The sequence below is a fragment of the Kribbella sp. NPDC104740 genome, assembly GCF_055583505.1.
Map to the genome: position 1 here is coordinate 212,186 of NZ_JBVJNV010000003.1, position 24,054 is coordinate 236,239.

The 24,054-nt window shown below is 69.1% G+C and carries 22 protein-coding genes; 5 read left to right on the forward strand and 17 right to left on the reverse strand.

What is annotated here, in order from left to right; all coding sequences use genetic code 11:
- Position 1: 1 nt before the first annotated feature.
- The 16 genes from nuoN to ACZ6Z4_RS17265 form a co-directional block, all read right to left on the reverse strand.
- A complete protein-coding gene (gene nuoN / locus ACZ6Z4_RS17190) occupies positions 2–1,603 on the reverse strand; it encodes an NADH-quinone oxidoreductase subunit NuoN (protein ID WP_363672264.1) in 1,602 nt (533 codons plus the stop codon).
- Complete coding sequence (locus ACZ6Z4_RS17195; RefSeq protein WP_465564443.1) at positions 1,600–3,123, reverse strand: NADH-quinone oxidoreductase subunit M; 1,524 nt, start codon at positions 3,121–3,123, stop codon at positions 1,600–1,602. The genes nuoN and ACZ6Z4_RS17195 overlap by 4 nt, the downstream gene beginning before the upstream one ends.
- A complete protein-coding gene (gene nuoL, locus ACZ6Z4_RS17200) occupies positions 3,120–4,991 on the reverse strand; it encodes an NADH-quinone oxidoreductase subunit L (RefSeq protein ID WP_363672260.1) in 1,872 nt (623 codons plus the stop codon). Before nuoL ends, ACZ6Z4_RS17195 begins: the two co-directional genes overlap by 4 nt.
- A gap of 11 nt (positions 4,992–5,002) precedes the next feature.
- Positions 5,003–5,302 carry an NADH-quinone oxidoreductase subunit NuoK gene (gene nuoK, locus ACZ6Z4_RS17205; protein ID WP_077019076.1) on the reverse strand — a complete coding sequence of 100 codons (300 nt, stop codon included), beginning with the start codon at positions 5,300–5,302 and terminating at the stop codon, positions 5,003–5,005.
- Entirely contained in the window at positions 5,299–6,105 is an 807-nt protein-coding gene (locus tag ACZ6Z4_RS17210) for an NADH-quinone oxidoreductase subunit J (RefSeq protein WP_465566759.1), read from the reverse strand. The genes nuoK and ACZ6Z4_RS17210 overlap by 4 nt, the downstream gene beginning before the upstream one ends.
- A 35-nt stretch (positions 6,106–6,140) precedes the next feature.
- Entirely contained in the window at positions 6,141–6,689 is a 549-nt protein-coding gene (gene nuoI, locus ACZ6Z4_RS17215) for an NADH-quinone oxidoreductase subunit NuoI (protein ID WP_363672258.1), read from the reverse strand.
- Positions 6,682–8,013 carry an NADH-quinone oxidoreductase subunit NuoH gene (nuoH, locus tag ACZ6Z4_RS17220; protein ID WP_465566762.1) on the reverse strand — a complete coding sequence of 444 codons (1,332 nt, stop codon included), beginning with the start codon at positions 8,011–8,013 and terminating at the stop codon, positions 6,682–6,684. Before nuoH ends, nuoI begins: the two co-directional genes overlap by 8 nt.
- A gap of 2 nt (positions 8,014–8,015) precedes the next feature.
- Positions 8,016–10,445, reverse strand: a complete 2,430-nt coding sequence (locus tag ACZ6Z4_RS17225; protein WP_465564449.1) for an NADH-quinone oxidoreductase subunit G — start codon at positions 10,443–10,445, stop codon at positions 8,016–8,018.
- Positions 10,442–11,743, reverse strand: coding sequence for an NADH-quinone oxidoreductase subunit NuoF (gene nuoF / locus ACZ6Z4_RS17230; RefSeq protein ID WP_465564453.1), 1,302 nt, complete (start codon positions 11,741–11,743; stop codon positions 10,442–10,444). The genes ACZ6Z4_RS17225 and nuoF overlap by 4 nt, the downstream gene beginning before the upstream one ends.
- Positions 11,744–11,745: 2 nt before the next feature.
- On the reverse strand, positions 11,746–12,582 hold the full coding sequence (nuoE, locus tag ACZ6Z4_RS17235) for an NADH-quinone oxidoreductase subunit NuoE (protein ID WP_465564455.1): 837 nt from the start codon (positions 12,580–12,582) through the stop codon (positions 11,746–11,748).
- Positions 12,583–13,920: an NADH-quinone oxidoreductase subunit D gene (locus tag ACZ6Z4_RS17240; RefSeq protein WP_465564458.1), complete on the reverse strand. Its 1,338-nt coding sequence runs from the start codon at positions 13,918–13,920 to the stop codon at positions 12,583–12,585.
- Positions 13,920–14,627 carry an NADH-quinone oxidoreductase subunit C gene (locus ACZ6Z4_RS17245; protein ID WP_344181921.1) on the reverse strand — a complete coding sequence of 236 codons (708 nt, stop codon included), beginning with the start codon at positions 14,625–14,627 and terminating at the stop codon, positions 13,920–13,922. The genes ACZ6Z4_RS17240 and ACZ6Z4_RS17245 overlap by 1 nt, the downstream gene beginning before the upstream one ends.
- Positions 14,624–15,178, reverse strand: coding sequence for a NuoB/complex I 20 kDa subunit family protein (locus tag ACZ6Z4_RS17250; RefSeq protein WP_465564462.1), 555 nt, complete (start codon positions 15,176–15,178; stop codon positions 14,624–14,626). The genes ACZ6Z4_RS17245 and ACZ6Z4_RS17250 overlap by 4 nt, the downstream gene beginning before the upstream one ends.
- A 3-nt stretch (positions 15,179–15,181) precedes the next feature.
- Complete coding sequence (locus ACZ6Z4_RS17255) at positions 15,182–15,541, reverse strand: NADH-quinone oxidoreductase subunit A (RefSeq protein ID WP_184799103.1); 360 nt, start codon at positions 15,539–15,541, stop codon at positions 15,182–15,184.
- A gap of 109 nt (positions 15,542–15,650) precedes the next feature.
- Positions 15,651–16,964 (reverse strand): geranylgeranyl reductase family protein, encoded by a 1,314-nt coding sequence (locus ACZ6Z4_RS17260; RefSeq protein ID WP_465564467.1) that lies wholly within the window; start codon positions 16,962–16,964, stop codon positions 15,651–15,653.
- A gap of 159 nt (positions 16,965–17,123) precedes the next feature.
- A complete protein-coding gene (locus ACZ6Z4_RS17265) occupies positions 17,124–17,822 on the reverse strand; it encodes a demethylmenaquinone methyltransferase (RefSeq protein WP_465564470.1) in 699 nt (232 codons plus the stop codon).
- Between the two features lie 204 nt (positions 17,823–18,026).
- Here ACZ6Z4_RS17265 and ACZ6Z4_RS17270 point away from each other — a divergent pair, with 204 nt between their 5' ends.
- Entirely contained in the window at positions 18,027–19,298 is a 1,272-nt protein-coding gene (locus ACZ6Z4_RS17270) for an isochorismate synthase (protein ID WP_465564473.1), read from the forward strand.
- A 28-nt stretch (positions 19,299–19,326) separates the two neighbouring features.
- Here the strand turns inward: ACZ6Z4_RS17270 and ACZ6Z4_RS17275 are convergent, their stop codons facing one another.
- Complete coding sequence (locus tag ACZ6Z4_RS17275) at positions 19,327–19,995, reverse strand: TetR/AcrR family transcriptional regulator (protein ID WP_465564476.1); 669 nt, start codon at positions 19,993–19,995, stop codon at positions 19,327–19,329.
- Between the two features lie 121 nt (positions 19,996–20,116).
- Between ACZ6Z4_RS17275 and ACZ6Z4_RS17280 the strand changes: the two genes are divergently transcribed.
- The 4 genes from ACZ6Z4_RS17280 to ACZ6Z4_RS17295 all read left to right on the forward strand — a co-directional run bounded on the left by ACZ6Z4_RS17280 (position 20,117) and on the right by ACZ6Z4_RS17295 (position 24,048).
- Positions 20,117–21,541, forward strand: a complete 1,425-nt coding sequence (locus ACZ6Z4_RS17280; protein WP_465564479.1) for an MFS transporter — start codon at positions 20,117–20,119, stop codon at positions 21,539–21,541.
- A 134-nt stretch (positions 21,542–21,675) separates the two neighbouring features.
- Positions 21,676–22,296 (forward strand): MBL fold metallo-hydrolase, encoded by a 621-nt coding sequence (locus ACZ6Z4_RS17285; RefSeq protein ID WP_465564482.1) that lies wholly within the window; start codon positions 21,676–21,678, stop codon positions 22,294–22,296.
- A gap of 67 nt (positions 22,297–22,363) precedes the next feature.
- The gene (locus tag ACZ6Z4_RS17290) at positions 22,364–23,275 is read left to right on the forward strand and encodes an ABC transporter ATP-binding protein (RefSeq protein ID WP_465564485.1); all 912 of its coding nucleotides are present in this window, start codon (positions 22,364–22,366) and stop codon (positions 23,273–23,275) included.
- A complete protein-coding gene (locus ACZ6Z4_RS17295) occupies positions 23,272–24,048 on the forward strand; it encodes an ABC transporter permease (RefSeq protein WP_465564488.1) in 777 nt (258 codons plus the stop codon). Before ACZ6Z4_RS17290 ends, ACZ6Z4_RS17295 begins: the two co-directional genes overlap by 4 nt.
- Positions 24,049–24,054: the final 6 nt, after the last annotated feature.

Here is a 24,054-nt window from a genome sequence, read left to right on the forward strand (position 1 = left end):
CTCAACGGATGAACTCACCCGCACGGGCCGCCAGGTCGAGCATCGGTCCGGGAACCAGACCGAGCACCACCGTGGCGGCGAGACCCAGGGCGACGGCGGCCGTGGTCTGCCACCCGGGCAGCACCACGTCCGGAGCGTCGTCCGGCAGGTCGGAGAAGAACATCAGCACGATCACGCGGACGTAGAAGAACGCGGCGACCAGGCTGCAGAGCACCGCGATCACGACCAGCGGCCACGCGCCACCGGTCCAGGCCGCGGTGAACACGGCCCACTTGCCGGTGAAGCCCGCGGTCAGCGGGATGCCGGCGAAGGACAGCAGGAAGAAGGCGAAGATGCCACCGAGCAGCGGGGACTTCTTGCCCAGCCCGGCCCACCGCGACAGGTGCGTCGCCTCGCCGCCCGCGTCGCGGACCAGCGTGACGACGGCGAAGGCACCGATCGTCGGGAAGCCGTAGGTGACCAGGTAGAACAGCACTGCCTGGGTCGAGGTGATCCCGTTCAGCACGCCGCTGCCGGCCTGGGCCAGCCCGATGAACGCGGTCAGCAGGAAGCCCGCGTGCGCGATCGAGGAGTAGGCCAGCATCCGCTTCACGTCGGTCTGGGTGATCGCGACGATCGAGCCGACCACCATGGTGAGGATCGCGACGATCCACATCATCGGCGCCCAGTCCCAGCGCGTTCCGCCGAGCGCGACGTAGAAGACCCGCATCAGCCCGATGAACGCGGCGATCTTGGTGCAGGCCGCCATGAAACCGGTGACCGGCGTCGGGGCGCCCTGGTAGACGTCCGGCGTCCAGGAGTGGAACGGCACGGCGCCGACCTTGAACAGCAGGCCGACCCCGAGCAGACCGGTTCCGGCCAGCAGGATCGCGTCGCCACCGGTCTGGGTGGCCAGCGCGTCGGCGATGCCGCCGAGCGACATGGTGCCGGCGTACCCGTAGAGCAGGGCGATGCCGAACAGCAGGAACGCCGAGGCGAACGCGCCGAGCAGGAAGTACTTCATCGCCGCTTCCTGCGAGATGAGCCGGCGGCGCCGGGCCAGACCGCAGAGCAGGTACAGCGGCAGCGAGAAGACCTCGAGCGCCACGAACAGCACCAGCAGGTCGTTGGCCGACGCGAACAGCATCATGCCGCCGATCGCGAACATGGTCAGCGGGAAGATCTCGCTGTGCTCGACCTTGGCCGCGGTGCCCTCGCGCTCGGCCTCACTGCCCGGTACGGCGGCCGCCTGGCCGGCGAACGCCGACAGGCCCCCGTCGACCGAGCGCTCGGCGAACAGCAGCAGGCTGATCAGCGTCAGCGCGAGCAGGATCACCCAGGTGTACAGCGCCGGGCCGTCCACCGAGATCGCGCCCTGGGCCGCCACCAGCTTCTTCTCGTCGGCCATCAGCAGCACGGTGAGCACACCGGCCACCACCACACCGACGATCGCGATCGCGACCTGGACCAGGTGCCGCCAGGTCCGCGGGAGGAACGCCTCGGCCAGTACGCCGAGGCAGGCCGCGCCGAAGACCACGAACAACGGCATCAGCTCGTTGTACTCGATCTTGGGCGCGACGAAGTCCGCCAGCGGCAGAACCTGCGCCGTCAGCACTGCACTCACTTCTGTCCCTCCGTCACGGGGATCTCAGGGGCCTTGTCGGTGACGCCGACGATCTGCATCGTCGACTCCACCGCCGGCTTGATGATGTCGACCACCGGCTTGGGGTAGATCCCGAAGCCGACGATCAGCAGCACCAGCGGTGCGATCGCGAACACCTCGCGGAAGTTCAGGTCCTTCAGCTTCTCGATCCCGTCGCGGACCGGCCCGGTCATCAGGCGTTGGTACATGATCAGGATGTAGAGCGCCGCCAGCACGATACCGACCACCGCGATCACGGCGATCACCTTGTGCTTGCTGAAGGTGCCGGCCAGCACCATGAACTCACTGATGAACGGCGACAGGCCGGGCAGCGCCAGGCTGGACAGACCGGCGAACAGGAACGTCCCGGCCAGCACCGGCGCGACCTTCTCGACACCGCCGTAGTCGGCGATCCGCGCCGAGCCGCGGCGCGAGATCAGGTAGCCGGCGACCAGGAACAGCGCCGCCGTCGACAGGCCGTGGTTGAACATGTAGAGCGTCGACCCGGTCAGCCCCTGCGAGGTGAGCGCGAAGATGCCCATCACGATGAAGCCGAAGTGCGAGATCGAGGTGTAGGCGATCAGGCGCTTGATGTCGGTCTGGCCGATCGCCACCAGCGCGCCGTACAGGACGCTGATCAGGGCCAGCACCAGGACCACCGGGGTGGCCCACTTGGAGGCCTCCGGGAACAGGCCCAGGCAGAACCGGATCATCCCGAAGGTGCCGATCTTGTCCAGGATGCCGACCAGCAGCACCGAGGTGCCCGGCGTCGCCTCGGCGGCGGCGTCCGGCAGCCAGGTGTGGAACGGCACCATCGGCGCCTTCACCGCGAAGGCGAAGAAGAAGCCGAGGAACAGCCAGCGCTCGGTGTTCTGCGACATGTCCAGCTTGATCATGTCGGTGAGCAGGTACGACGGGTCGCCGGCCTTGGCCGAGACGACGTACAGGCCGATCACCGAGGCCAGCATCAGCAGCCCGCCGAGCAGCGAGTAGAGCAGGAACTTCACCGCGGCGTACGAGCGCTGCGCGCCGCCGAAGCCACCGATCAGGAAGTACATCGGGATCAGCGTGGCCTCGAACAGCACGTAGAAGAGGAACACGTCGGTGGCGGCGAAGACCCCCAGCGACAGCGCCTCCAGCACCAGCAGCCAGACGAAGAACGACTTCTCGCTCCAGCGCCCGGACTTGGCGTCGTTCCACGACGCCACCTGGACGATCGGGGTGAGCAGCGCGGTGAGCACCACCAGCACGATCCCGACACCGTCCAGGCCGAGCGCGAAGTGCGCCCCGAAGGCCCCGATCCAGGTGTGCGTCTCCTCGTAGTCCGCCGCACCGTTCTGGTGGTAGCCAACGGCGATCACCAGGGTCAGCACGAGCGTCAGCAGGGAGAAGGCCACCGAGACCTGCTTGGCCAGCAGGGCCTTGGCCTTGGGCACCGCCAAGGTGACCAGGGCTCCCACCAGGGGCAGGAGCAACAGATACGTCAGCCAACCGATGTTCACGACAACCTCACCGCGAGGAGGGCGACGACCACGAGAGCGGCGCCGAAGACCATGCTGAGTGCGTACGAACGGACGAAGCCCGTCTGGAACCGGCGGAGCCGGCCGGACAGACCGCCGAAGAGTGCGGCCAGGCCGTTCACCGAGCCGTCCACGCCCCGGTTGTCCAGCCAGACCAGCGTCCGGGTGAGGTACTGGCCCGGACGCATCAGGACCGCCTCGTTGAGCGCGTCGCCGTACAGGTCACGGCGGGCGAACGTGGTCACCGGCGAGACCTTGACCGGCGCCTCGCGCGGGATGTCCTGGCGGTAGCGCAGGTACCCGATCGCGGCACCGACGACGACCACGGCGACCGTGATCAGCGTCATCACCAGCGCGCTGACCGGCGGGTGGTGCTCCTCGTGCCCGACCACCGGCTCCAGCCAGTGCACGATCCACTCGCCGAGGAAGAACAGCGCGCCACCGAAGACCGACAGGAAGGCCAGCACGATCAGCGGCACCGTCATCGACTTGGGCGACTCGTGCGGGTGCACGTCCTCGGCCCAGCGCTTCTTGCCGAAGAAGGTCATCATCATCAGCCGCGTCATGTAGAACGCGGTGACCCCGGCCGCCAGCAGGGCGCACAGACCGATCACGAAGTTGTCCGCGAAGGCGGCCTCGATGATCTTGTCCTTGCTCCAGAAGCCGGCGAAGCCCGGGAACCCGATGATCGCCAGGTAGCCCATCAGGAAGGTGCCGAAGGTGATCTTCATCGACGTCCGCAGGGCGCCGTAGTGGCGCATGTTCACGTCGTCGTTCATGCCGTGCATCACCGAGCCGGCGCCGAGGAACATGTTGGCCTTGAAGAAGCCGTGCGTGATCAGGTGGAAGATCGCGAACACGTAGCCCGCCGGGCCGAGACCGGCGGCGAGCATCATGTAGCCGATCTGGCTCATCGTCGAACCGGCCAGCGCCTTCTTGATGTCGTCCTTGGCGCACCCGATGATCGCACCGGCCAGCACCGTCACGGTGCCGACGATCACGACCGCGGTGGAGGCCGCCTCGGTCTGCTCGTAGATCGCGTGCGAGCGGGTCACCAGGTAGACGCCGGCGGTGACCATGGTCGCCGCGTGGATCAGGGCCGAGACCGGGGTCGGGCCCTCCATCGCGTCCAGCAGCCAGGACTGCAGCGGCACCTGGGCCGACTTGCCGCAGGCCGCCAGCAGCAGCATCAGGCCGACCAGCGTGGCCCAGGTCGACGACATCCCCTCGGCCCCGGCGTTCACCGAGGCGAAGGCCGAGCTGCCGAACAGCGCCCACATGCTCATCACCGCGAGCGAGAGGCCGATGTCACCGACGCGGTTCACCACGAAGGCCTTCTTGGCGGCGGTGGCGGCCGAGTGCCGGTCCTGCCAGAAGCCGATCAGCAGGTACGACGCCAGACCGACGCCTTCCCAGCCGACGAAGACCAGCAGGTAGTCGGCGGCCAGCACCAGCAGCAGCATCGCCGCGATGAACAGGTTCAGGTAGGCGAAGAAGCGGCGCCGGCGCGGGTCGTGCGACATGTAGCCGATCGAGTAGATGTGGATCAGCGACCCGACACCCGTGATCAGCAGCACGAACAGGATCGACAGCTGGTCGACCAGCAGCGTCACGTCCACGTGAATGCTGCCGACCGAGAACCACTCGAACAGCTTGACCGTCTCGGACCGCTCCTCGGCGCCGTGCCCCTGCATCTGGACGAACAGCAGGACGCCGCAGACGAAGGAGGCCAGCGACGCCGCGGTGCCGAGCAGGTGTCCCCAGGCGTTGGTGGCCTTGCCACCGAGCAGGAGGATCGCCGCCGACACCGCTGGGATCGCGACCAGCAGCCACGCGAGCTCATGACTCATCGGTGATTACCTCAGTACTTGAGCAGGTTGGCGTCGTCGACCGAGGCCGAACGACGGGTGCGGAAGATGGCCATGATGATCGCCAGGCCGATCACGACCTCGGCCGCGGCCACCACCATCACGAAGAAGGCGGCGATCTGGCCGTCGAGATTGCCGTGCTGGCGGGCGAAGCTGACGAACGCCAGGTTGCAGGCGTTCAGCATCAGTTCCACGCACATGAACACGACGATGGCGTTGCGGCGTACGAGAACACCGAGAGCGCCGATGCTGAAGAGAATCGCCGCCAAAATGATGTACGGCTCGGTGCTCACAGCTTGTCTCCTTCGCCGTAGCCGCTCAGGTCGGTGCTCTCCGGCTCGGACGGGACCTGGTCACCGGGGTCGCCCTCGCTGATCCGGCGGACCGTGTCGATCTCGTCGCGCTCCTCGTTCTCGGGGAACACGGTGCCACGGGCCTGCAGCACCCGCGAAACCGAGGTCGGCGCGATCGACCCGTCCGGCAGCAGCGCCGGCGTGTCGACGGCGTTGTGCCGGGCCAGGACGCCGGGCGTCGGCAGCGGGCCGGGGTGCACGCCGTGGTCGGCGTACTTGCGGATCCGCTCCTCGGCCAGGTCGCGCTGGGTCTTCTTCTTGGTCAGCCGCTCACGGTGGGCCAGCATCATGGCGCCCATCGCCGCGGTGATCAGCAGCGCCGAGGTCACCTCGAAGGCGAACACGTACTTGCCGAACAGCAGCTGGGCGATCCCGTGCGGGTTGCCGTCCGGCTGGGCCTGGGCCAGGCCGACCGGGTCGCCGTACACGGCGTTGCCGACCGCGAAGATCAGCAGCACCGCGATCCCCAGGAACGCCAGCCCGGCCAGCAGGCGCTGACCGCGGATGGTCTCCACCAGGGAGTCCGACGCGTCGACGCCGACCAGCATCAGCACGAACAGGAACAGCATCAGGATGGCGCCGGTGTAGACGATGATCTGGACGGCGAACAGGAACGGCGCGTCCTGCGCGGCGTACTGGACGGCCAGGCAGACCATCACCGTGGCCAGCAGCAGCGCCGAGTGCACCGCCTTGCGGACCAGGATCATCGCGATCGCGGCCAGCACCATGACCGGGGCCAGCATCCAGAACGCGACCTGGCCGCCGGTGACGAGGGAGGTCACTTCTCCGCACCACCCTCGGCGGGTACCGCCGCGCCGGTCAGGCCGCGGTAGTAGTCCTTGTCGGTGGTGCCGAGCTGCATCGCGTGCGGCGGCTCCTCCATCCCCGGCAGGAGCGGCGCCAGCAGGTCCTTCTTCTCGTAGATGAGGGACTCGCGGCTGCGGTCGGCCAGCTCGTACTCGTTGGTCATCGTGAGCGCCCGGGTCGGGCACGCCTCGATGCAGAGTCCGCAGAGGATGCAGCGCAGGTAGTTGATCTGGTACACCCGGCCGTACCGCTCACCGGGCGACATCCGGCCGCCCTCTTCGTTGTCCGCACCCTCGACGTAGATGGCGTCCGCGGGGCAGGCCCACGCGCACAGCTCACAGCCGATGCACTTCTCCAGGCCGTCCGGCCAGCGGTTCAGCTGGTGCCGGCCGTGGAAGCGCGGGGCGGTCGGCTTCTTCTCGAACGGGTACTCCTCGGTGAACACCTTGCGGAACATCGTCCGGAAGGTGACACCGAAACCCGCTACCGGGTCCCAGAGGGATTCTTTGACGCTAGCCACGGCTGCCTTCCTTGCTACGACTGTCCGCTTCGCTTGCGCTCGGAGTGTTGACGAGCGGTGGGGGCACGGGGAACCCGCCGGCGAAGGCGTCGAAGTCGGCGCCGTCCGGTTCGGGTTCGGGGTCGGTCTTCTTCTGCGGCAGGAACATCGTGATCACCGCGATCAGCGCGACGATCCCGGCGGCCAGCAGCAGCCAGTTGCGCTGGAACTCGACCTCACGGCCGACCGCGCGGACGGTGGCGACCAGCACGATCCAGCCCAGCGAGACCGGGATCAGGATCTTCCAGCCCAGCTTCATGAACTGGTCGTAGCGCAGTCGCGGCAGCGTTCCGCGCAGCCAGATGTAGAAGAAGATGAAGCACATCATCTTGCCGACGAACCAGAGCACCGGCCAGTAGCCGGAGTTCGCGCCGTCCCAGATCGAGATCGGCCACGGGGCCCGGTAACCACCCAGGAACAGCGTGGTGGCCAGCGCCGACACGGTCGCCATGTTGATGTACTCGGCGAGGAAGAACATCGCGTACTTCATCGAGGAGTACTCGGTCAGGAAGCCCGCGACCAGCTCGCCCTCGGCCTCCGGGAGGTCGAACGGCGCCCGGTTCGTCTCGCCGACCATCGAGATCACGTAGATCACGAACGACGGGAAGAGCAGGAACGCGTACCAGCCCGGGATCGGGATGTCGGCGCCGAACAGGCTGACCGACTGGTGCGAGCCCTGGGCGGCGACGATCTCCGAGGTGGACATCGAGCCGGCGAACAGGAACACCGTGACCAGCGCCAGACCCATCGCGACCTCGTACGAGATCATCTGGGCGCTGGAGCGCAGACCACCGAGCAGCGAGTACGTCGAGTTCGACGACCAGCCGCCGAGCACGATGCCGTAGATGCCGATCGAGGCGATCGCCATCACGTACAGCACCGAGACCGGCAGGTCGGTGATCTGCAGCCGGGTGTAGGTGTCGGTGAACGGGATCTTCACCGTCGGGCCGAACGGGATCACCGCGAAGGTCAGGAAGGCCGGGATCGAGACGATCACCGGGGCCGCGACGTAGACGAACTTGTCCACGCCCTTCGGCATCAGGTCTTCCTTGAACATCAGCTTCATACCGTCGGCCAGCGACTGGAGCAGACCGAACGGGCCGTGCACGTTCGGGCCGACCCGGTGCTGCATCCGCGCCACCACCCGGCGTTCCCACCAGATGTTGAACAGGGTCAGCACGACCAGGAAGACGAAGACCAGCAGCACCTTGATGCCGACGACCCACCAGGGGTCGTTGCCGAAGCCCGCGTCCGGCACGTCGGCCGTCGCGCTCAGCGGAATCAGGTTCATGCGTTCCCTCCGGCGATGGTCACGATCGAGCCGTGGTCGGCGTGCAGCGCACGGCGGACGTGCGAGTCGGCCGAGTTCGTCGGCAGCCAGACCACGTTGTCGGTCATCGGGGTGATCACGACCGGCAGCCGGATCGAGCCGGCGTCGGTGCTGACCACCAGCTCGTCGCCGTCGGCGACCCCGACCCGGTGCGCGGTCGTCAGCGACAGCCGGGCGACCGGCTTGCGCGCGGTCGCGACCAGGTGCGGCTCACCGTCGTTGCCGCGGCTGGCGTCGATCAGCATCCGCCAGGTGGCCAGGCGGGTCGAGTCGAACGCACCGAGCGACGGACCGGCCTGGTACGTCGGCTCCTGCGCGCGGTCGCCGTCCCAGCGGCCGAGCTCGTCGTACTCGCGCTTGGCGCCGGCCGGGGTGCTGAACCCGAGCGACAGGTCCATCTCCTGGGCCAGCGCGGCCAGCGCCCGCACGTCGGGCATCGCGGCCGGCACCTTGAGCACGACCGGGAACGGCCGCTCGCGGCCCTCCCAGTTCACGAAGGTGCCGTCCTTCTCGGCCGGCGGTACGACGGGGAAGATCACGTCGGCGTGCTCGGTGACCTGCGAGCTGCGGACCTCGAAGCTGACCACGAACGGCGCCGCCTCGAGCGCGGCCAGCGCGGCCGCCGGGTCCGGCAGGTCGTCGATCTCGACACCGGCGACGACCAGGGCCTGCAGCGACCCGGCCGAGGCCAGGATCTCGCCGGTGTCCCGGCCCGCGGTGGCGGGGAGGCTGTCGACACCCCACGCGGCTTGCAGGTCGACCCGAGCCTGTACGTCGGAGACCAGGCGGCCACCGGGCAGCAGACCCGGGAGGCAACCGGCCTCGAGCGCGCCGCGGTCACCCGCACGACGCGGGATCCACGCGAGCTGAGCACCGGTGTCGAGCGCCAGCCGCAGCGCCGCGGACAGTGCACCCGGCACCGTCGCGAGCCGCTCACCGACGATGATCACCGCGTCCGGCCCGAGCGCCGCCTTGGCGGCAGCACCGGTGTCGCCCTGGTCGCCCAGGTCGCTCAGCACCGCGGCCTCGGTGCCCGGCGTGGTCGAGACGACGACACCGTTCAGCTTCTCGACACCACGCGACGCCAGCGCCGCGATCGTGAAGACCTTGGTCCCCCGGTTCCGCACACCCTTGCGGAGGCGGAGGAACACCGTCGGTGCCTCCTCCTCCGGCTCGAACCCGGCGAGCAGGACCGTACCGGCCCGCTCCAGGTCGGCGAACGTCGTACCGAGTCCGGTCCCGGCCACCGCGGCGGCCAGGAAGTCGGCCTCCTCCGGCGAGTGCGGGCGGGCCCGGAAGTCGATGTCGTTGCTGCCCAGGGCGACCCGGGCGAACTTCGAGTACGCGTAGGCGTCCTCGAGGGTCAGCCGGCCACCGGTCAGGACGGCGGCGTTGCCGCGCGCCGCGGTGAGCTTCTGGGCGGCGAAGTTCAGCGCCTCCGGCCAGGAAGCCGGCCGCAGCTCGCCGTTCTCGCGGATCTGCGGGTGGGTCAGCCGGTCGCCGGTGGTCGCGTAGTTGAACGCGAACCGGTCCCGGTCGGAGATCCACTCCTCGTTGACCGCCGGGTCGTCGCCGGACAGCCGCCGCATCACCTTGCCGCGCCGGTAGTCGACCCGGATCGCCGCACCGGAGGCGTCGTGCTCGGCCACCGACGGAACCGACACCAGGTCGAACGGCCGCGAGCGGAACCGGTACGCCGCGCTGGTGAGCGCGCCGACCGGGCAGATCTGGATCGTGTTGCCGGAGAAGTAGCTCTCGAAGGGCTCCTTCTCGTAGATCCCGACCTGCTGCAGCGCACCGCGCTCGACCAGCGCGATGAACGGGTCACCGGCGATCTGCTCGGAGAACCGGGTGCAGCGGGCGCAGAGCACGCAGCGCTCGCGGTCCAGCAGCACCTCGGCGGAGATGTTGATCGGCTTCGGGAAGGTCCGCTTGACCGCGTCGAACCGGCTCTCGCCGTTGCCGTTGGTCATCGCCTGGTTCTGCAGCGGGCACTCGCCACCCTTGTCGCAGACCGGGCAGTCCAGCGGGTGGTTGATCAGCAGGAACTCCATGATCCCGTGCTGCGCCTTGTCCGCGACCGGCGACGTCACCTGGGTCCGGACCACCATGTTGTCGGCGACGGTGATCGTGCAGGAGGCCTGCGGCTTCGGCATCCCGCGGCCGTTGCCGGCGTCCGGGATCTCGACCAGGCACTGGCGGCAGGCGCCGACCGGGTCGAGCAGCGGGTGGTCGCAGAACCGCGGGATCTGGATCCCGGCCTGCTCCGCCGCCCGGATCAGCAGGGTGTTCTTCGGGACCTTGACCTCGATGTCGTCGATGGTCACGGTGACCAGGTCGACCTTCTCGACCTCGGCGCCCGACGGGGGGTTGGCTTGGATGGTCATGCGGTTGCTCCAGCGGTCGCGAAGACGGCGGACGCCATCGGGTCGAACGGGCAGCCGCCGTGGGTGAAGTGCGCGAGGTACTCGTCCTTGAAGTGCTGGATCGAGCTGGTGATCGGCGCGGTCGCACCGTCGGCCAGCGCGCAGAACGAGCGGCCGGTGATGTTCTCGCTCAGGTCGAGCAGCGTCTCCAGGTCGGCCTCGCTGCCCTGGCCCTTCTCCAGCCGCTCCAGGATCTGGACCAGCCACCAGGTGCCTTCGCGGCACGGCGTGCACTTGCCGCAGGACTCGTGCTTGTAGAACTCGGTCCAGCGCAGCACCGAGCGGACCACGCAGACGGTGTCGTCGAAGATCTGCAGCGCCTTGGTGCCGAGCAGGGAGCCGGCCGCGCCGACGCCCTCGTAGTCCAGCGGTACGTCGAGGTGCGCGTCGGTCAGCAGCGGCGTCGACGAACCACCCGGCGTCCAGAACTTCAGCGTGTGGCCCTCGCGGACCCCGCCGGCCAGGTCGAGCAGCTGGCGCAGCGTGATGCCCATCGGCGCCTCGTACTGGCCGGGCCGGGTGACGTGCCCGGACAGCGAGTACAGCGTCATGCCCTTGGACTTCTCGGTGCCCATCGAGCCGAACCAGTCCACGCCGTTCTTGATGATGGCGGGAACAGACGCGATCGACTCGACGTTGTTGATGACAGTGGGACAGCCGTACAGACCGGCCACGGCCGGGAAGGGGGGACGCAGCCGGGGTTGACCGCGACGACCTTCCAGCGAGTCGAGCAGTGCCGTCTCCTCGCCGCAGATGTAGGCACCGGCGCCGGCGTGCACGATGACGTCGAGGTCGTAGCCGCTGCCGAGGATGTTCGCGCCGATCAGGCCGGCGTCCTTCGCCTCCTGCACGGCCTGCTGCAACCGCCGTACGACGTGCAGCACCTCACCGCGGACGTAGATGAACGCCGTCGACGCGCGGATCGCGTAGGACGCGATGATGACGCCCTCGACCAGCGTGTGCGGCGAGGCCATCATCAGCGGGATGTCCTTGCAGGTGCCCGGCTCGGACTCGTCGGCGTTGACGACGAGGTACTTCGGCTTCGGGTTGTCCTGCGGGATGAACGACCACTTCATCCCGGTCGGGAAGCCCGCGCCGCCACGGCCGCGCAGACCGGAGTCCTTGACGGCGGTGACCACGTCGGCCGGCTGCATCCGCAGCGCGGTCCGCAGCGCGTCGTACCCGCCGGAGCGCTGGTACGACGCCAGCTGCCAGGAGCGGATCTGGTCCCAGTTGTCGGACAGTACCGGGGTCAGCATGGTCAGTCCTCCTTCCGGGAGTCGGGAGTCGCCGGGGAGCCCGTGCCGGACTCCTTGCCGGGCTGGTCCTCCGGCCGCGGGCCGGACGCCGCCTCGGGCGTGACGGTCTGCTCGGCCGCCGCACCGCCGCCGGCACCGTGGCTGCCGTTCGGGGCGGTCCAGTTGCGCTCGCGGGCCAGCCGGAGACCGGCCAGCGTCGCCTTGCCACCGGTCGGGCCCTCGTCGGCCCGGCCGTCGGGGAAGCCGGCCAGCACCCGCTCGGCTTCCTTCCAGGTGCAGATGGTGGCGCCGCGCGGCGACTTCACCTCGGTGCCCTCGCGCAGGTCGTCGACCAGCTGGGTCGCCGACTCCGGCGTCATGTCGTCGAAGAACTCCCAGTTCACCATCATCACCGGCGCGTAGTCGCAGGCGGCGTTGCACTCGAGGTGCTCGAGGGTGATCTTGCCGTCCTCGGTGGTCTCGTCGTTGCCGACGTCCAGGTGCGACTTGAGCCGCTCGAAGATCAGGTCGCCGCCCATCACCGCGCACAGCGTGTTCGTGCAGACGCCGACGTGGTAGTCGCCGACCGGACGGCGCTTGTACATGGTGTAGAAGGTGGCGACCGCGGAGACCTCGGCCCCGGTCAGCCCGAGCACGTCGGCGCAGGCCTCGATGCCTTCGGGGGTGACCCGGCCCTCGACCGACTGCACCAGGTGCAGCATCGGCAGCAGCGCGGACCGGCCGACCGGGTACCGGGCGGCCAGTTCGCGCATCTCCGCGATCGTGGTCTCAGTGATCTTCGAGTCGCCGGTGCTGTAGGGCACCTGCTTGTCGGTCGCCGTAGCGTGGTTCTCGGCCATTTAGCGGTCCACTCCACCCATCACCGGGTCAAGGCTGGCGACGGCCACGATCACGTCGGCGACCTGTGCGCCCTCGCACAGGATCGGCATCGCCTGCAGGTTTGCGAAGGACGGGTCACGGAAGTGCGCCCGGTACGGCTTAGTGCCGCCGTCGGAGACCAGGTGGCAGCCCAGCTCGCCGCGCGGCGACTCGATCGCCACGTAGGCCTGGCCGGCCGGTACCCGGAAGCCCTCGGTGACCAGCTTGAAGTGATGGATCAGCGCTTCCATCGACTCGCCCATGATGTGCTTGATGTGGTCGAGGGAGTTGCCCATCCCGTCGTTGCCGACGGCCAGCTGGCTCGGCCAGCCGATCTTCTTGTCGGCCACCATCACCGGCTCACCCTCCATCTTGGCCAGCCGCTCGGCACACTGCTCGACGATCTTCAGCGACTCCCACATCTCCTGCAGCCGGACCCGGAACCGGCCGTAGGAGTCGGCGGTGTCCCAGACCGGTACGTCGAAGTCGTAGGTCTCGTAGCCGCAGTACGGCTGGGTCTTGCGCAGGTCCAGGCCGTAGTTCGCGGCGCGCAGCGGCGGGCCGGAGATGCCCAGCGCCATGCAGCCCGCGAGGTCCAGGTAACCGACGTCCTGCAGCCGCGCCTTGAAGATCGGGTTGGCGTTGCAGAGCTCGGCGTACTCCGGGAGGTGCTTGTTCATCCAGGTGATGTAGTCCCGGATCTTGTCCAGCGCACCCGGCGGCAGGTCCTGGGCGACACCGCCCGGGCGGATGAACGCGTGGTTCATCCGCAGGCCGGTGATCAGCTCGAACAGGTCCAGCGTCATCTCGCGCTCGCGGAACCCGATCGTCATCACGGTCAGCGCGCCGATCTCCATCCCACCGGTGGCGATGCAGACCAGGTGGCTGCTGATCCGGTTGAGCTCCATCAGGAGCACCCGCATCACGTTGGCCTTCTCGGGGATCTGGTCCTCGATGCCGAGCAGCCGCTCGACGGCCAGGCAGTACGCCGCCTCGTTGTAGAACGGGGACAGGTAGTCCATCCGGGTGCAGAACGTGACGCCCTGCGTCCAGGAGCGGAACTCCATGTTCTTCTCGATACCGGTGTGCAGGTAGCCGATGCCGCAGCGGGCCTCGGTGACCGTCTCACCCTCGATCTCGAGGATCAGCCGGAGCACGCCGTGCGTCGACGGGTGCTGCGGGCCCATGTTGACGACGATCCGCTCTTCGGGCTCGTCGGCCAGCCCGGCCACCACGGAGTCCCAGTCCTGACCGGTGACGGTGAAGACCTTGCCCTCGGTGGTGTCGCGAGCGTCGGCGTAGGGGTCAGTAGTGGTCATCAGTTGTACGACCTCCGCGTGTCGGGCGGCGGGATGACCGCGCCCTTGTACTCGACGTCGATGCCGCCGAGCGGGTAGTCCTTGCGCTGCGGGTGGCCCGGCCAGTCGTCGGGCATCTGGATCCGGGTCAGCGCCGGGTGTCCGTCGAAGACGATGCCGAAGAAGTCCCAGGTCTCGCGCTCGTGCCAGTCGTTGGCCGGGTAGACACTCACGATCGACGGGATGTGCGGGTCGGTGTCCGGGCAGGACACCTCCAGCCGGATCCGCCGGTTGTGGGTGATCGAGAGCAGGTGGTAGACCGCGTGCAGCTCGCGCCCGGTCTCGTTCGGGTAGTGCACGCCGCTGACGCCCGAGCAGAACTCGAAGCGCAGCGCCTCGTCGTCGCGCAGGTGCTGCGCGACCTCGACCAGGCGCTCCCGGCGGACGTGCAGGGTCAGCTCGCCGCGGTCGACGACGACCTTCTCCAGTGCCTGGTCGCCGACCAGGCCCTCGAGGCGCTCGGTGGCGCCGTCGAACCAGGAGCCGTACGGCTTCGCGCTGCCACCGGGCAGCGCGACCTGGCGGCGCAGGCCACCGAAGCCGGAGGTGTCGCCGGTGCCACGGACACCGAACATGCCCTCGCGCTGGTCGACGACCTCGGCCGCCGGGGTCTGCGCGTCACCGGCAGACGTGGTCGCCGGAAGGTTCTCCGGCTGGTGGTCGCTCATCGGAGCAGGCCCTTCAGTTCCAGGGTCGGGGACGCGGTCAGCGCGGCGGCTTCCTGCTCCGCCTGCAGCGCCTTCTTGTTCGCGCCGAGCTTGCCGTTCTGGATGTCCTCGTGCAGCTTGAGGAAGGCGTCCAGCAGCATCTCCGGCCGCGGCGGGCAGCCGGGCAGGTACATGTCGACCGGGACCACGTGGTCGACGCCCTGGACGATCGCGTAGTTGTTGAACATGCCGCCGGACGAGGCGCACACGCCCATCGCCAGCACCCACTTCGGGTTCGGCATCTGGTCGTAGATCTGGCGCAGCACCGGGGCCATCTTCTGGCTCACCCGGCCGGCCACGATCATCAGGTCGGCCTGACGCGGCGAGGCCCGGAAGACCTCCATGCCGAACCGGGCGGCGTCGTAGCGCGGCGCACCCGTCGTCATCATCTCGATCGCGCAGCAGGCCAGGCCGAAGGTTGCCGGCCACAACGACGCCTTCCGCATGTAGCCGGACAGGCCCTCGATCGTGGTCAGCAGCACGCCGGCCGGAAGCTGTTCCTCAACACCCATAGGTCAGTCCCACTCCAGTCCGCCGCGGCGCCACACGTAGGCGTAGGCGACGAAGACGGTTGCGATGAAGATGACCATCTCGATCAACCCGAACAGCGCCATCTGGTCGAAGGCGACGGCCCACGGGTAGAGGAAGATGATCTCGATGTCGAACACGATGAACAGCATCGCGGTGATGTAGTACTTCACCGGGAAGCGGCCACCGCCGACAGGCTGCGGGGTCGGCTCGATCCCGCACTCGTAGCTGTCGAGCTTGGCCCGGTTGTAGCGCTTCGGGCCGACCACCGCGCTGGTCACCAAGGTGCCCGCCACGAAGATCGCCGCCAGTACGCCGAGCACGAGGATCGGTACGTAAGGGTGCATCGGTCGGTGCTCCCTCCTTCTTGCGTCGTCCTGCCGCCTGATTTACCTGTTGCGAGTCAGCACTGTGTTATCAGTACCGCTGTGGCTCACGTCACTCGCCCCACCGCTTTTACGCGGACGGGGCAACCTTCGTGAGCCCGTTGATGATCTTGTCCATCACGTCGCCGTCGCGCGGGTCGGTGAGGTTGGCCAGCAACTTGAGCGTGAACTTCATCAGCGTGGTGCGCGGCAGACCGTACTTCGTGCACAGCCGCATCACCTCCGGGTTCCCGATCAGCTTCACGAAGACCCGGCCGAGCGTGTAGTAGCCGCCGTACTCCTGCTTCAGCGCCTTCGGGTACGCCGACAGCGCGCGCTCGCGCTGGCTCGGCTGCCGGCGCAGCGCCTGCGCGGCCACCTCCGCGGCGAACGACCCGGACTCCATCGCGTACGGGATGCCCTCGCCGTTGAACGGGTTCACCATGCCGCCGGCGTCACCGAGCAGCATCAGGCCGCGGGTGTAGTGCGGCTGCCGGTTGAACCCCATCGGCAGCGCCGCGCCCCGGATCGGGATGGTCTGGAACTCGTCGCGGAACTGCCATTCCTCCGGCGTGTGCTTGAGCCACTGCTTGAGCAGGTCGGCGTAGTCGACCTTGCCGAACGCGTCGGAGGTGTTCAGGATGCCGAGCCCGACGTTGACGGTGCCGTCGCCCATCCCGAAGATCCACCCGTAGCCCGGCAGCAGGTTGCGCTGGCCGGGGTTGTTCGGGTCGTCGGCCCACAGCTCCAGCCACGACTCGAGGTAGTCGTCGTCGTGGCGCGGGCTGGTGAAGTAGGTGCGCACGGCCACGCCCATCGGGCGGTCGTCGCGCTTGTGCAGACCCATCGAGACGCTGAGCCGCGAGGAGTTGCCGTCGGCGGCCATCACCAGCGGCGCCCGGAACTCGACGTCCTCGCCGGCCCGGCGGCCGTTGTCGTCGACCGGCTTCGCGGTGACGCCGACGATGAACCCCTTGTCGTCCAGGATCGGCGCGGTGACGTTGGTCCGCTCGCGCAACTGGGCGCCGGCCTTGACGGCCTGGCGGGCCAGCATGTCGTCGAAGTCCATCCGGTTGCGGGTCAGCCCGTAGTTCGGGTGGCTGGCCAGGTCGGGCCAGTCCAGCTGCAGCTGGTGCCCGGCGCCCTGGATCCGCAGGCCGTAGTTCTTGATCCAGCCGGCTTCCTCGGAGATGTCGATCCCCATGTTGATCAGCTGCTTGGTCCCCCGCGGGGTGAGGCCGTCGCCGCACACCTTCTCGCGCGGGAACGCGGTCTTCTCCAGCAGCAGCACGTCGAGGCCGGCGTTCGCCAGGTGGTACGCCGCCGTCGAGCCCGCGGGCCCGGCGCCGACGACGATGACATCCGCGGTCTCGGCCTGCTGCGTGTGCGGCACGCTCTGGCTCATCTCATCCCGGCCTGAAGTTGGGGCAGTTGGTCTCCGGACGATCGTGAATCGCTTCACGAGGTCTGGTCACCCGACAGTCTAGGACTGCCTGACGAGGACGCGAAACCGGCCCGGACTCCCTTGCCCGCAAGCGATTTAGGTCCTGATTTCCTTGCGTAATTAAGTCGGCTTGACACCCCGGTGGACGGCGACCAGACCACCGGTCAGATTGGCCCACTGCACGTGACTCCAGCCGGACGCCTCGATCGCCCGCGCCAGCGGCTCCTGCGGCAGCCAGGCCCGGGTCGACTCCGCCAGGTACTCGTACGCCTCCGGGTTGCTGGAGACCAGCCGGCCGACCACCGGCACCGCCCGCATCATGTACTCCAGGTAGGCCACCCGGAACGGTTTCCAGGTCGGGTGCGACTGCTCGAGGATCACCAGCCGTCCGCCGGGCTTCGTGACCCGGAGCATCTCCTGCAGCGCCAGCGTGACGTCGTTCACGTTCCGGAGCGCCCACGAGATCGTGGTCACGTCGAACGTCTCGTCCGCGAACGGCAGGTGCAGCGCGTCACCCGCGATCAGGTCGAGCTCGGGGTACCGGCGCTTGCCGACCCGGAGCATCCCTTCGGAGAAGTCGCAGGAGACGACCTCGGCGCCCGCCTCGCGCAGCTTGATGCTGGAGGCGCCGGTCCCGGCGGCCAGGTCGAGGATCTTCATCCCCTTCCGCGGCGCGATCTCGGCCAGCGTCGCCGGCCGCCAGACCAGCTTCTCCAGGCCCATCGTCGCCACCGCGTTGGTCCGGTCGTAGCCCTCGGCCACGTTGTCGAACATCGCGGCCACGTCGTGGGGCTGTTTGCTGAGGTCTGCGCGGGTCACCGGTTCAGTGTTGCGCAAAACGCGCGGCACCGGGCGGCCGGGGTGCCCGTGGAGCACCGCCCACCTGTCTGGTTGATCACGGCTCGTGCAGGCACCGAAATTCGCTGGACATCCGGCAGGCATACGCTTGCATGCCGTGAGGGAGCGTCCAGCCAGATCGGCCACCGTGACCCGGGACCGAGCCGAGCAGCGAGGAGCGTTGTCGTGAGCTTGCCTGACCCGGTCCACCCCGGTGCCGAGGCGGTCCCGCACCTGGTGGTGCGCAGCCACCCGGTCGAGGGCGTCTCGAAGCACCTCCTGGACCACCTCCCCGCCGACGGCGCGCTCGCCTGGGTCCGCCGCGGCGACGGCCAGGTCGGCTGGGGCGTCGCCGCCCGGCTCGACGTTGCCGGGAGCAACCGGTTCCGGACGGCGCAGGAGTGGTGGAAGGCGCTGACCGCGGCGGCCGTCGTACGCGACGACGTCGGCGTACCAGGGTCCGGACTGGTCTGCTTCGGGTCGTTCGGTTTCACCGACGCCGACCCGGCCGGACTGGTCGTCCCCGAGGTGATCGTCGGGCGCCGCGGCCGGACCACCTGGGTGACCACGATCTCCCCCGCCTCCTCACTTGCCGCGCCGCCCGAGCTGACCGTGAACGAGCCCGCCCCGGTCGGCGAGATCGCCTTCGCCGACGGCGCCCGCTCCGGCACCGAGTGGTCCGCGATCGTCGCCGACGCCGTGCAGCGGATCACCGCCGGCGAGGTCGACAAGGTGGTGCTGGCCCGCGACCTGATCGCCCAGTCCGACCAGCCGATCGACCTGCGCTGGCCGCTGCAGCGGCTCGCGTCGGCGTACCCGAACTGCTGGACGTTCTCCGTCGACGGACTGATCGGCGCGACTCCCGAGCTGCTCGTCCGGCGGGAGAAGGGCCTGATCACGTCGCGGGTGCTGGCCGGGACGATCCGGCGTACGGGTGACGATGCTCACGACCTCGCGCTCGCGGCGTCGCTGGCGCGGTCGAGCAAGGACCTCGAGGAGCACGAGTTCGCCGTCCGCTCCGTCGCCGAGGCCCTCGAACCGCACTGCAAGTCGATGAACGTGCCGGAGACCCCGTTCGTCCTGCACCTCCCGAACGTGATGCATCTCGCCTCCGACGTCGCCGGCGTCGCCGCCAACGGCGCCTCCGCCCTCGGGCTGGCCGCCGCCCTCCACCCCTCCGCCGCCGTCTGCGGTACGCCGACCGACGTCGCCCGCGACCTGATCGCCGAAGTCGAAGGCATGTCCCGCGGCCGCTTCAGCGGCCCCGTCGGCTGGATGGACGCCGCCGGCGACGGCGAGTGGTGCATCGCCCTGCGCTGCGGCCAGGCCGACCCCGACGACCCCACCCGGATGCGCCTGTTCGCCGGCGCCGGCATCGTCGCCGGCTCTGATCCAGACGCCGAGCTGGCCGAAACCAACGCCAAGCTGGTGCCCATGCGGGACGCGCTGGGCATCTAGCCGACCGATCCCCGCGGAGCGGCCGCTTTTAGCCGACCCGGCCGCGGACGCCGCGGATGCCCGCGACGACGAGCTCGACGCCGAGCCCGAAGTTCTCCGGCGAGGTGGGGCACACGAGTGTGTCGGCCGCGGCCGAGATCAGCGGGTACTTCTTCGGCGGCAACGAGACCAGCGACGCGCGCTTGTGGCGCAGTGAGGTCTCGCGTTCCTCCGGGTCGGTCGCCTCGCGGGTCATCGGGTCGGTGCTGACCAGCGCGATCAGCGCGCAGAACGACTGCCGGCCGATCTCGGCGGCGTCGTCGACGGAGAAGCCGGCCTCGACCAGGAGCTCCAGCGCACGCTCGGCGATCTCGAGACCGGCGTCGGCGACCAGGATCCTGGCCAGGGTCAGGTCGGCGACCCGAGGGTGCGCGCGGAGCGCCTCGACGAACGCGGTGAACAGCGCGCTCAGCTGCTCGTCCCAGGGCGCGTCGGTCCGCTCGGGCAGGACGACATTCGACAGCAGTCGGTCACCGACCGCGGCGAGCAGGTCTTCCTTGTCCTTGAAGTGCCGGTACAGGGCCATCGGGGTGACGCTGTGCAGCCCGGCCAGTTTGCGGAACGAGACCGCGGCCGGACCTTCCTCGTCGGCGATCGTGAGCGCGCAGTCCACGACCTTGTCCGGGTTGAGGCGGCGGGGGGTCTCCTTGGTGATCACGTTGACAAGTCTACACAGTACACCTATTGTGTCTACGGCGTAAGCTTACGCTGTACACTACCTCCGTAAGCTTACGGCGTACATATCATGCGTACACCCTCTTCGTGAGTGAGGAAATGCAATGCGACGCAGTCCCTGGGCCACCCTGGTGGTGCTGGCCCTAGCGCAGTTCATCGTGGTGCTCGACGTGACGATCGTGAACGTCGCGATGCCGCACATCCAGGCCGATCTCGACTTCTCCACCGACTCCCTGCAGTGGGTGATCAACGCCTACACGCTGATCTTCGGCGGGTTCATCCTTCTCGGCGGCCGGATGGCCGACCTGCTCGGCCCGCGCCGGGTGTTCACCGTGGGGATGATCCTGTTCGGGGTCACGTCGCTGCTCGCGGGCCTGTCGAACTCGCCGGAGTTCCTGATCGCCGCCCGCGCGGTGCAGGGTCTCGGTGGCGCGCTGCTGTCACCGGCGGCGCTGGCGATCCTGACGATGACCTTCGCGCACGGCCGGGAGCGGAACATCGCGATGGGCGTCTGGGGCGGTCTCGCCGGTCTCGGCGGCACGCTCGGCGTGGTCGCCGGCGGCATCCTGGTCGACTCGCTCAGCTGGCGCTGGGTGTTCTTCGTGAACGTACCGGTCGTGGTCGCGCTGATGGTCCTGATCCCGGTCTTCGTTCCCGACCTGCGGCACGCGGCGGGCCGGCGTACCTTCGACACGCTCGGCGCGATCCTGGGGACGGCCGGTCTGCTCGCGGTGGTGTTCGGCGTGGTGCGGTCGGAGCCGCTGGGGTGGGGGGCGCCCGAGGTGGTCGGCGCCCTGGTCGCCGGGGTGGTGCTGCTGATCGCCTTCGTCCTCGTCGAGCGTCGCTCGGCCGCTCCGCTGGTCCCGCTGCACCTGTTCCGCTCCCGGGCGCTGAGCGTGTCCGGTTCCTCGCTGGCCCTGAACGGTGCCGCCTTCCTCTCGATGTTCTTCCTGATCGCCATCTACCTGCAGCAGGTTCGTGGTGACGACGCGCTCGAGGCCGGTCTGCACTTCCTGCCGATGGGCGTGGCGTCGATCATCGGCGCGGTGCTCGCGTCGCAGCTGGTGCACCGCCTCGGGACCCGAACGGTCCAGGTGGCCGGTGCGATCCTGAGCCTGGTCGCCCTGCTCCTGCTCTCCCAGGCCGACGCGACCGGTGGCTACGCGACGCAGCTGCTGCCCGGTCTGATCATCTACGGCTTCGGCATCGTCGGACTCTCGGTCCCCGGCCAGATCAGCGCCAACTCGGAGGTCCAGTCCCACGAGGCCGGCGGCGCTTCGGGTGTCGTGAACGCGATGTTCCAGGTGGGTGGCGCGATCGGTCTGGCCATCGTGACCACCATCGCCAACTCGCACACGACTCACGAACTGACCCACGGCGCGTCGCAGGTCCAGGCGCTGCAGTCGGGGTACGAGCGGGGTCTGCTGGCCGCGGCCGCGTTCGCCCTCGTCAACGTGCTGCTGACGCTCGCGTCCCCGCAGCTGCGCCCCACGTCGGAGCAGCTGTCGGAGGCCGCCGCCACCGCGTAGGTTGCCGCGCACGACGAGTTCCGTCCGTCGTTCGGGTGGAACTCGTCGTGGCACCCCGGCGTAGGCTCGGCCTCGGGCCGCCGGGAACGCGGGCGCCCGGGGAAAATCGACCTTCTTCGTTGGGGAGACCGACTGTGCGGCTGACCAAGTTCACCCATGCCTGTGTCCGGATCGACAAGGACGGGAAAGTCCTGCTGATCGATCCGGGGACGTTCAGCGAGGACGCGGCGTTCGAGGCCGCGGACGCGATCTTGGTCACGCACGAGCACCCGGATCATCTCGACGTGGAGCGGATCAAGAACCTGGACGCGCCGGTCTACACCAACGCCGGTGTCGCCTCGCAGCTCACCGAGCTGGGTGACCGGGTGCAGGTTGTCGAGGGCGGTCAGGCGTTCGACGCGGCGGGCTTCGCGGTCCGGGCCTACGGCAAGGACCACGCGGTGATCCTGCCCGAGCTCGGTGTCCCGTGCCAGAACATCGGGTTCCTGGTCGACGACGCGGTCTACCACCCGGGCGACTCCTTCACGCAGCCCGACCGTCAGGTGCACACCAACCTCGTCCCGGTCTCCGGGCCGTGGTTCGCGCTGCCGCCCGCGGTCGAGTACGCCCGCGCCGTGAACGCGCAGCAGACGCTCGGCATCCACGACGCGCTGCTCAGCCCGATCGGGCAAGGGATGATGCAGCGGTTCCTGGACGGTCAGGCCGACCGCCCGTACCGGCTCGTCCAGCCCGGCGAGTCGATCGAGATCAACTGACATCTGTCACCAGTCCTGGTGACGCCTGCACGCCCGGAGGGCCGCTCGACGCCTCAGGCTGATCGGTATGGATCAGTCAGCTGTCATCAGCGCCGAGCGGCTCACCCGCCGCTTCGGCGGCAGGCCGGGGCACGAGGCCGTGCGCGGCATCGATCTCGCCGTACGCCGGGGTGAACTGTTCGCGCTGCTCGGCACGAACGGCGCCGGCAAGACCTCCGCGATGGAGGTCCTCGCGGGGCTCGCCGCCCCGACCTCCGGCACGGTCCGCGTACTCGGCCAGGACCCGTTCCGCGGCCGCCGGCTGGTCCGGTCGCGGATCGGGATCATGCTGCAGTCGCGCGGTTTCGCGCTCGACCTCACCGTCGCGGAGACCATCAGCACGTGGGCCGGCAGCCTGACGTCTCCCCGCCCGATCGGTGAGGCGCTCGAACTGGTGGGTCTCGACGCGCGCCGTACCGTCCGCGTCCGCCAGCTCTCCGGCGGCGAGCAGCAACGCCTCGGCCTGGCGCTGGCGATCCTCGGCCGCCCCGAGGTCCTGTTCCTCGACGAGCCGACCGCCGGCCTCGATCCTGCCGCTCGCCAACAGACGTGGTCGCTGATCTCCGACCTCCTCGAATCCGGTACGACGGTCCTGCTGACCAGCCATCAGCTCGTCGAAGCCGCCGCCCTCGCCGACCGGCTGGCGATCCTGCGCGAAGGCCGCATCGTCGGCCTCGGTACGCCGTCCCAGCTCGCGGCGTCGCGGCCCGCCCGGATCACCTTCCGCCTCGCCGACTCCGTCCGGCTGCCCGACCTCCCACGAGTAGTTGCTACGAGCAACGGATCGGTCACGACGCTGGAAACCCAAGACCTGCAAGGCACCCTGACCACCGTCCTCACCTGGGCGACCCACCACGACCTCCAGCTGCACGACCTGACCGCCCGCCCGGCCACCCTCGAGGAAGCGTTCCTCGCCATCGCCGGGAGCGTGGCCGCATGAGCGCCGTCGTACGGATCGGTGCGCTCGGTCGGGCCGAAGGCATCCTGCTGCTGCGCAACGCGCTGATGGTCGCGACCGCGCTGCTGCTGCCGGTCATCTCGATCTTCGGTCTGCAGTCCTCGCCCGAGCTGCAGGCCGTGATCGGCGCCGGCAGCGGCGCCGCCGTCATCACCGCGGTCACCGTGGTGACCCTCGTCCTCTTCGTCTACTACCAACTCACGACGGCGCTGGTCGCCCGCCGCGAGGAGCTCGTCCTCAAACGGCTGCGCACCGGCGAACTCGCGGACTGGGAGATCCTCGCCGGGGCGGCGATGCCGTCCGTCGTCATCGCCTGGACGCAGATCCTGCTGGCCACGGTCGTCTCCGCGGTCTGGTTCACCCTCGACGCTCCGGTCAACCTGTTGCTGGTGCTCGTCGCCATCCTGTTCGGCACGCTCGTCTTCGTCCTGCTGGCAGCAGCCAGTACGGCGTTCGCTCCGACGGTCGACGTCGCCCAGGTGGTCACCGCGCCGGTCATGTTCGTGGCGCTGATGTTCAGTGGGCTCTACCTGCCGCTCAGCGGTCCGCTGGAGACCGTCAGCCGGCTGCTGCCGCTCACACCGGTCGTGGACCTGCTGCGGCTCGGCCTCTCGGGCACTACTCGCGACGGCGCGACAGTAGGGCTCGCCGACTCGTTCGCGTACGCCGTACCGGCTGTACTCGTGCTGCTGGGGTGGGTGGTGGTGGGGACCCTGGCGACGCGCCGCTGGTTCCGCTGGGAGCCGCGTCGATGACAGGCT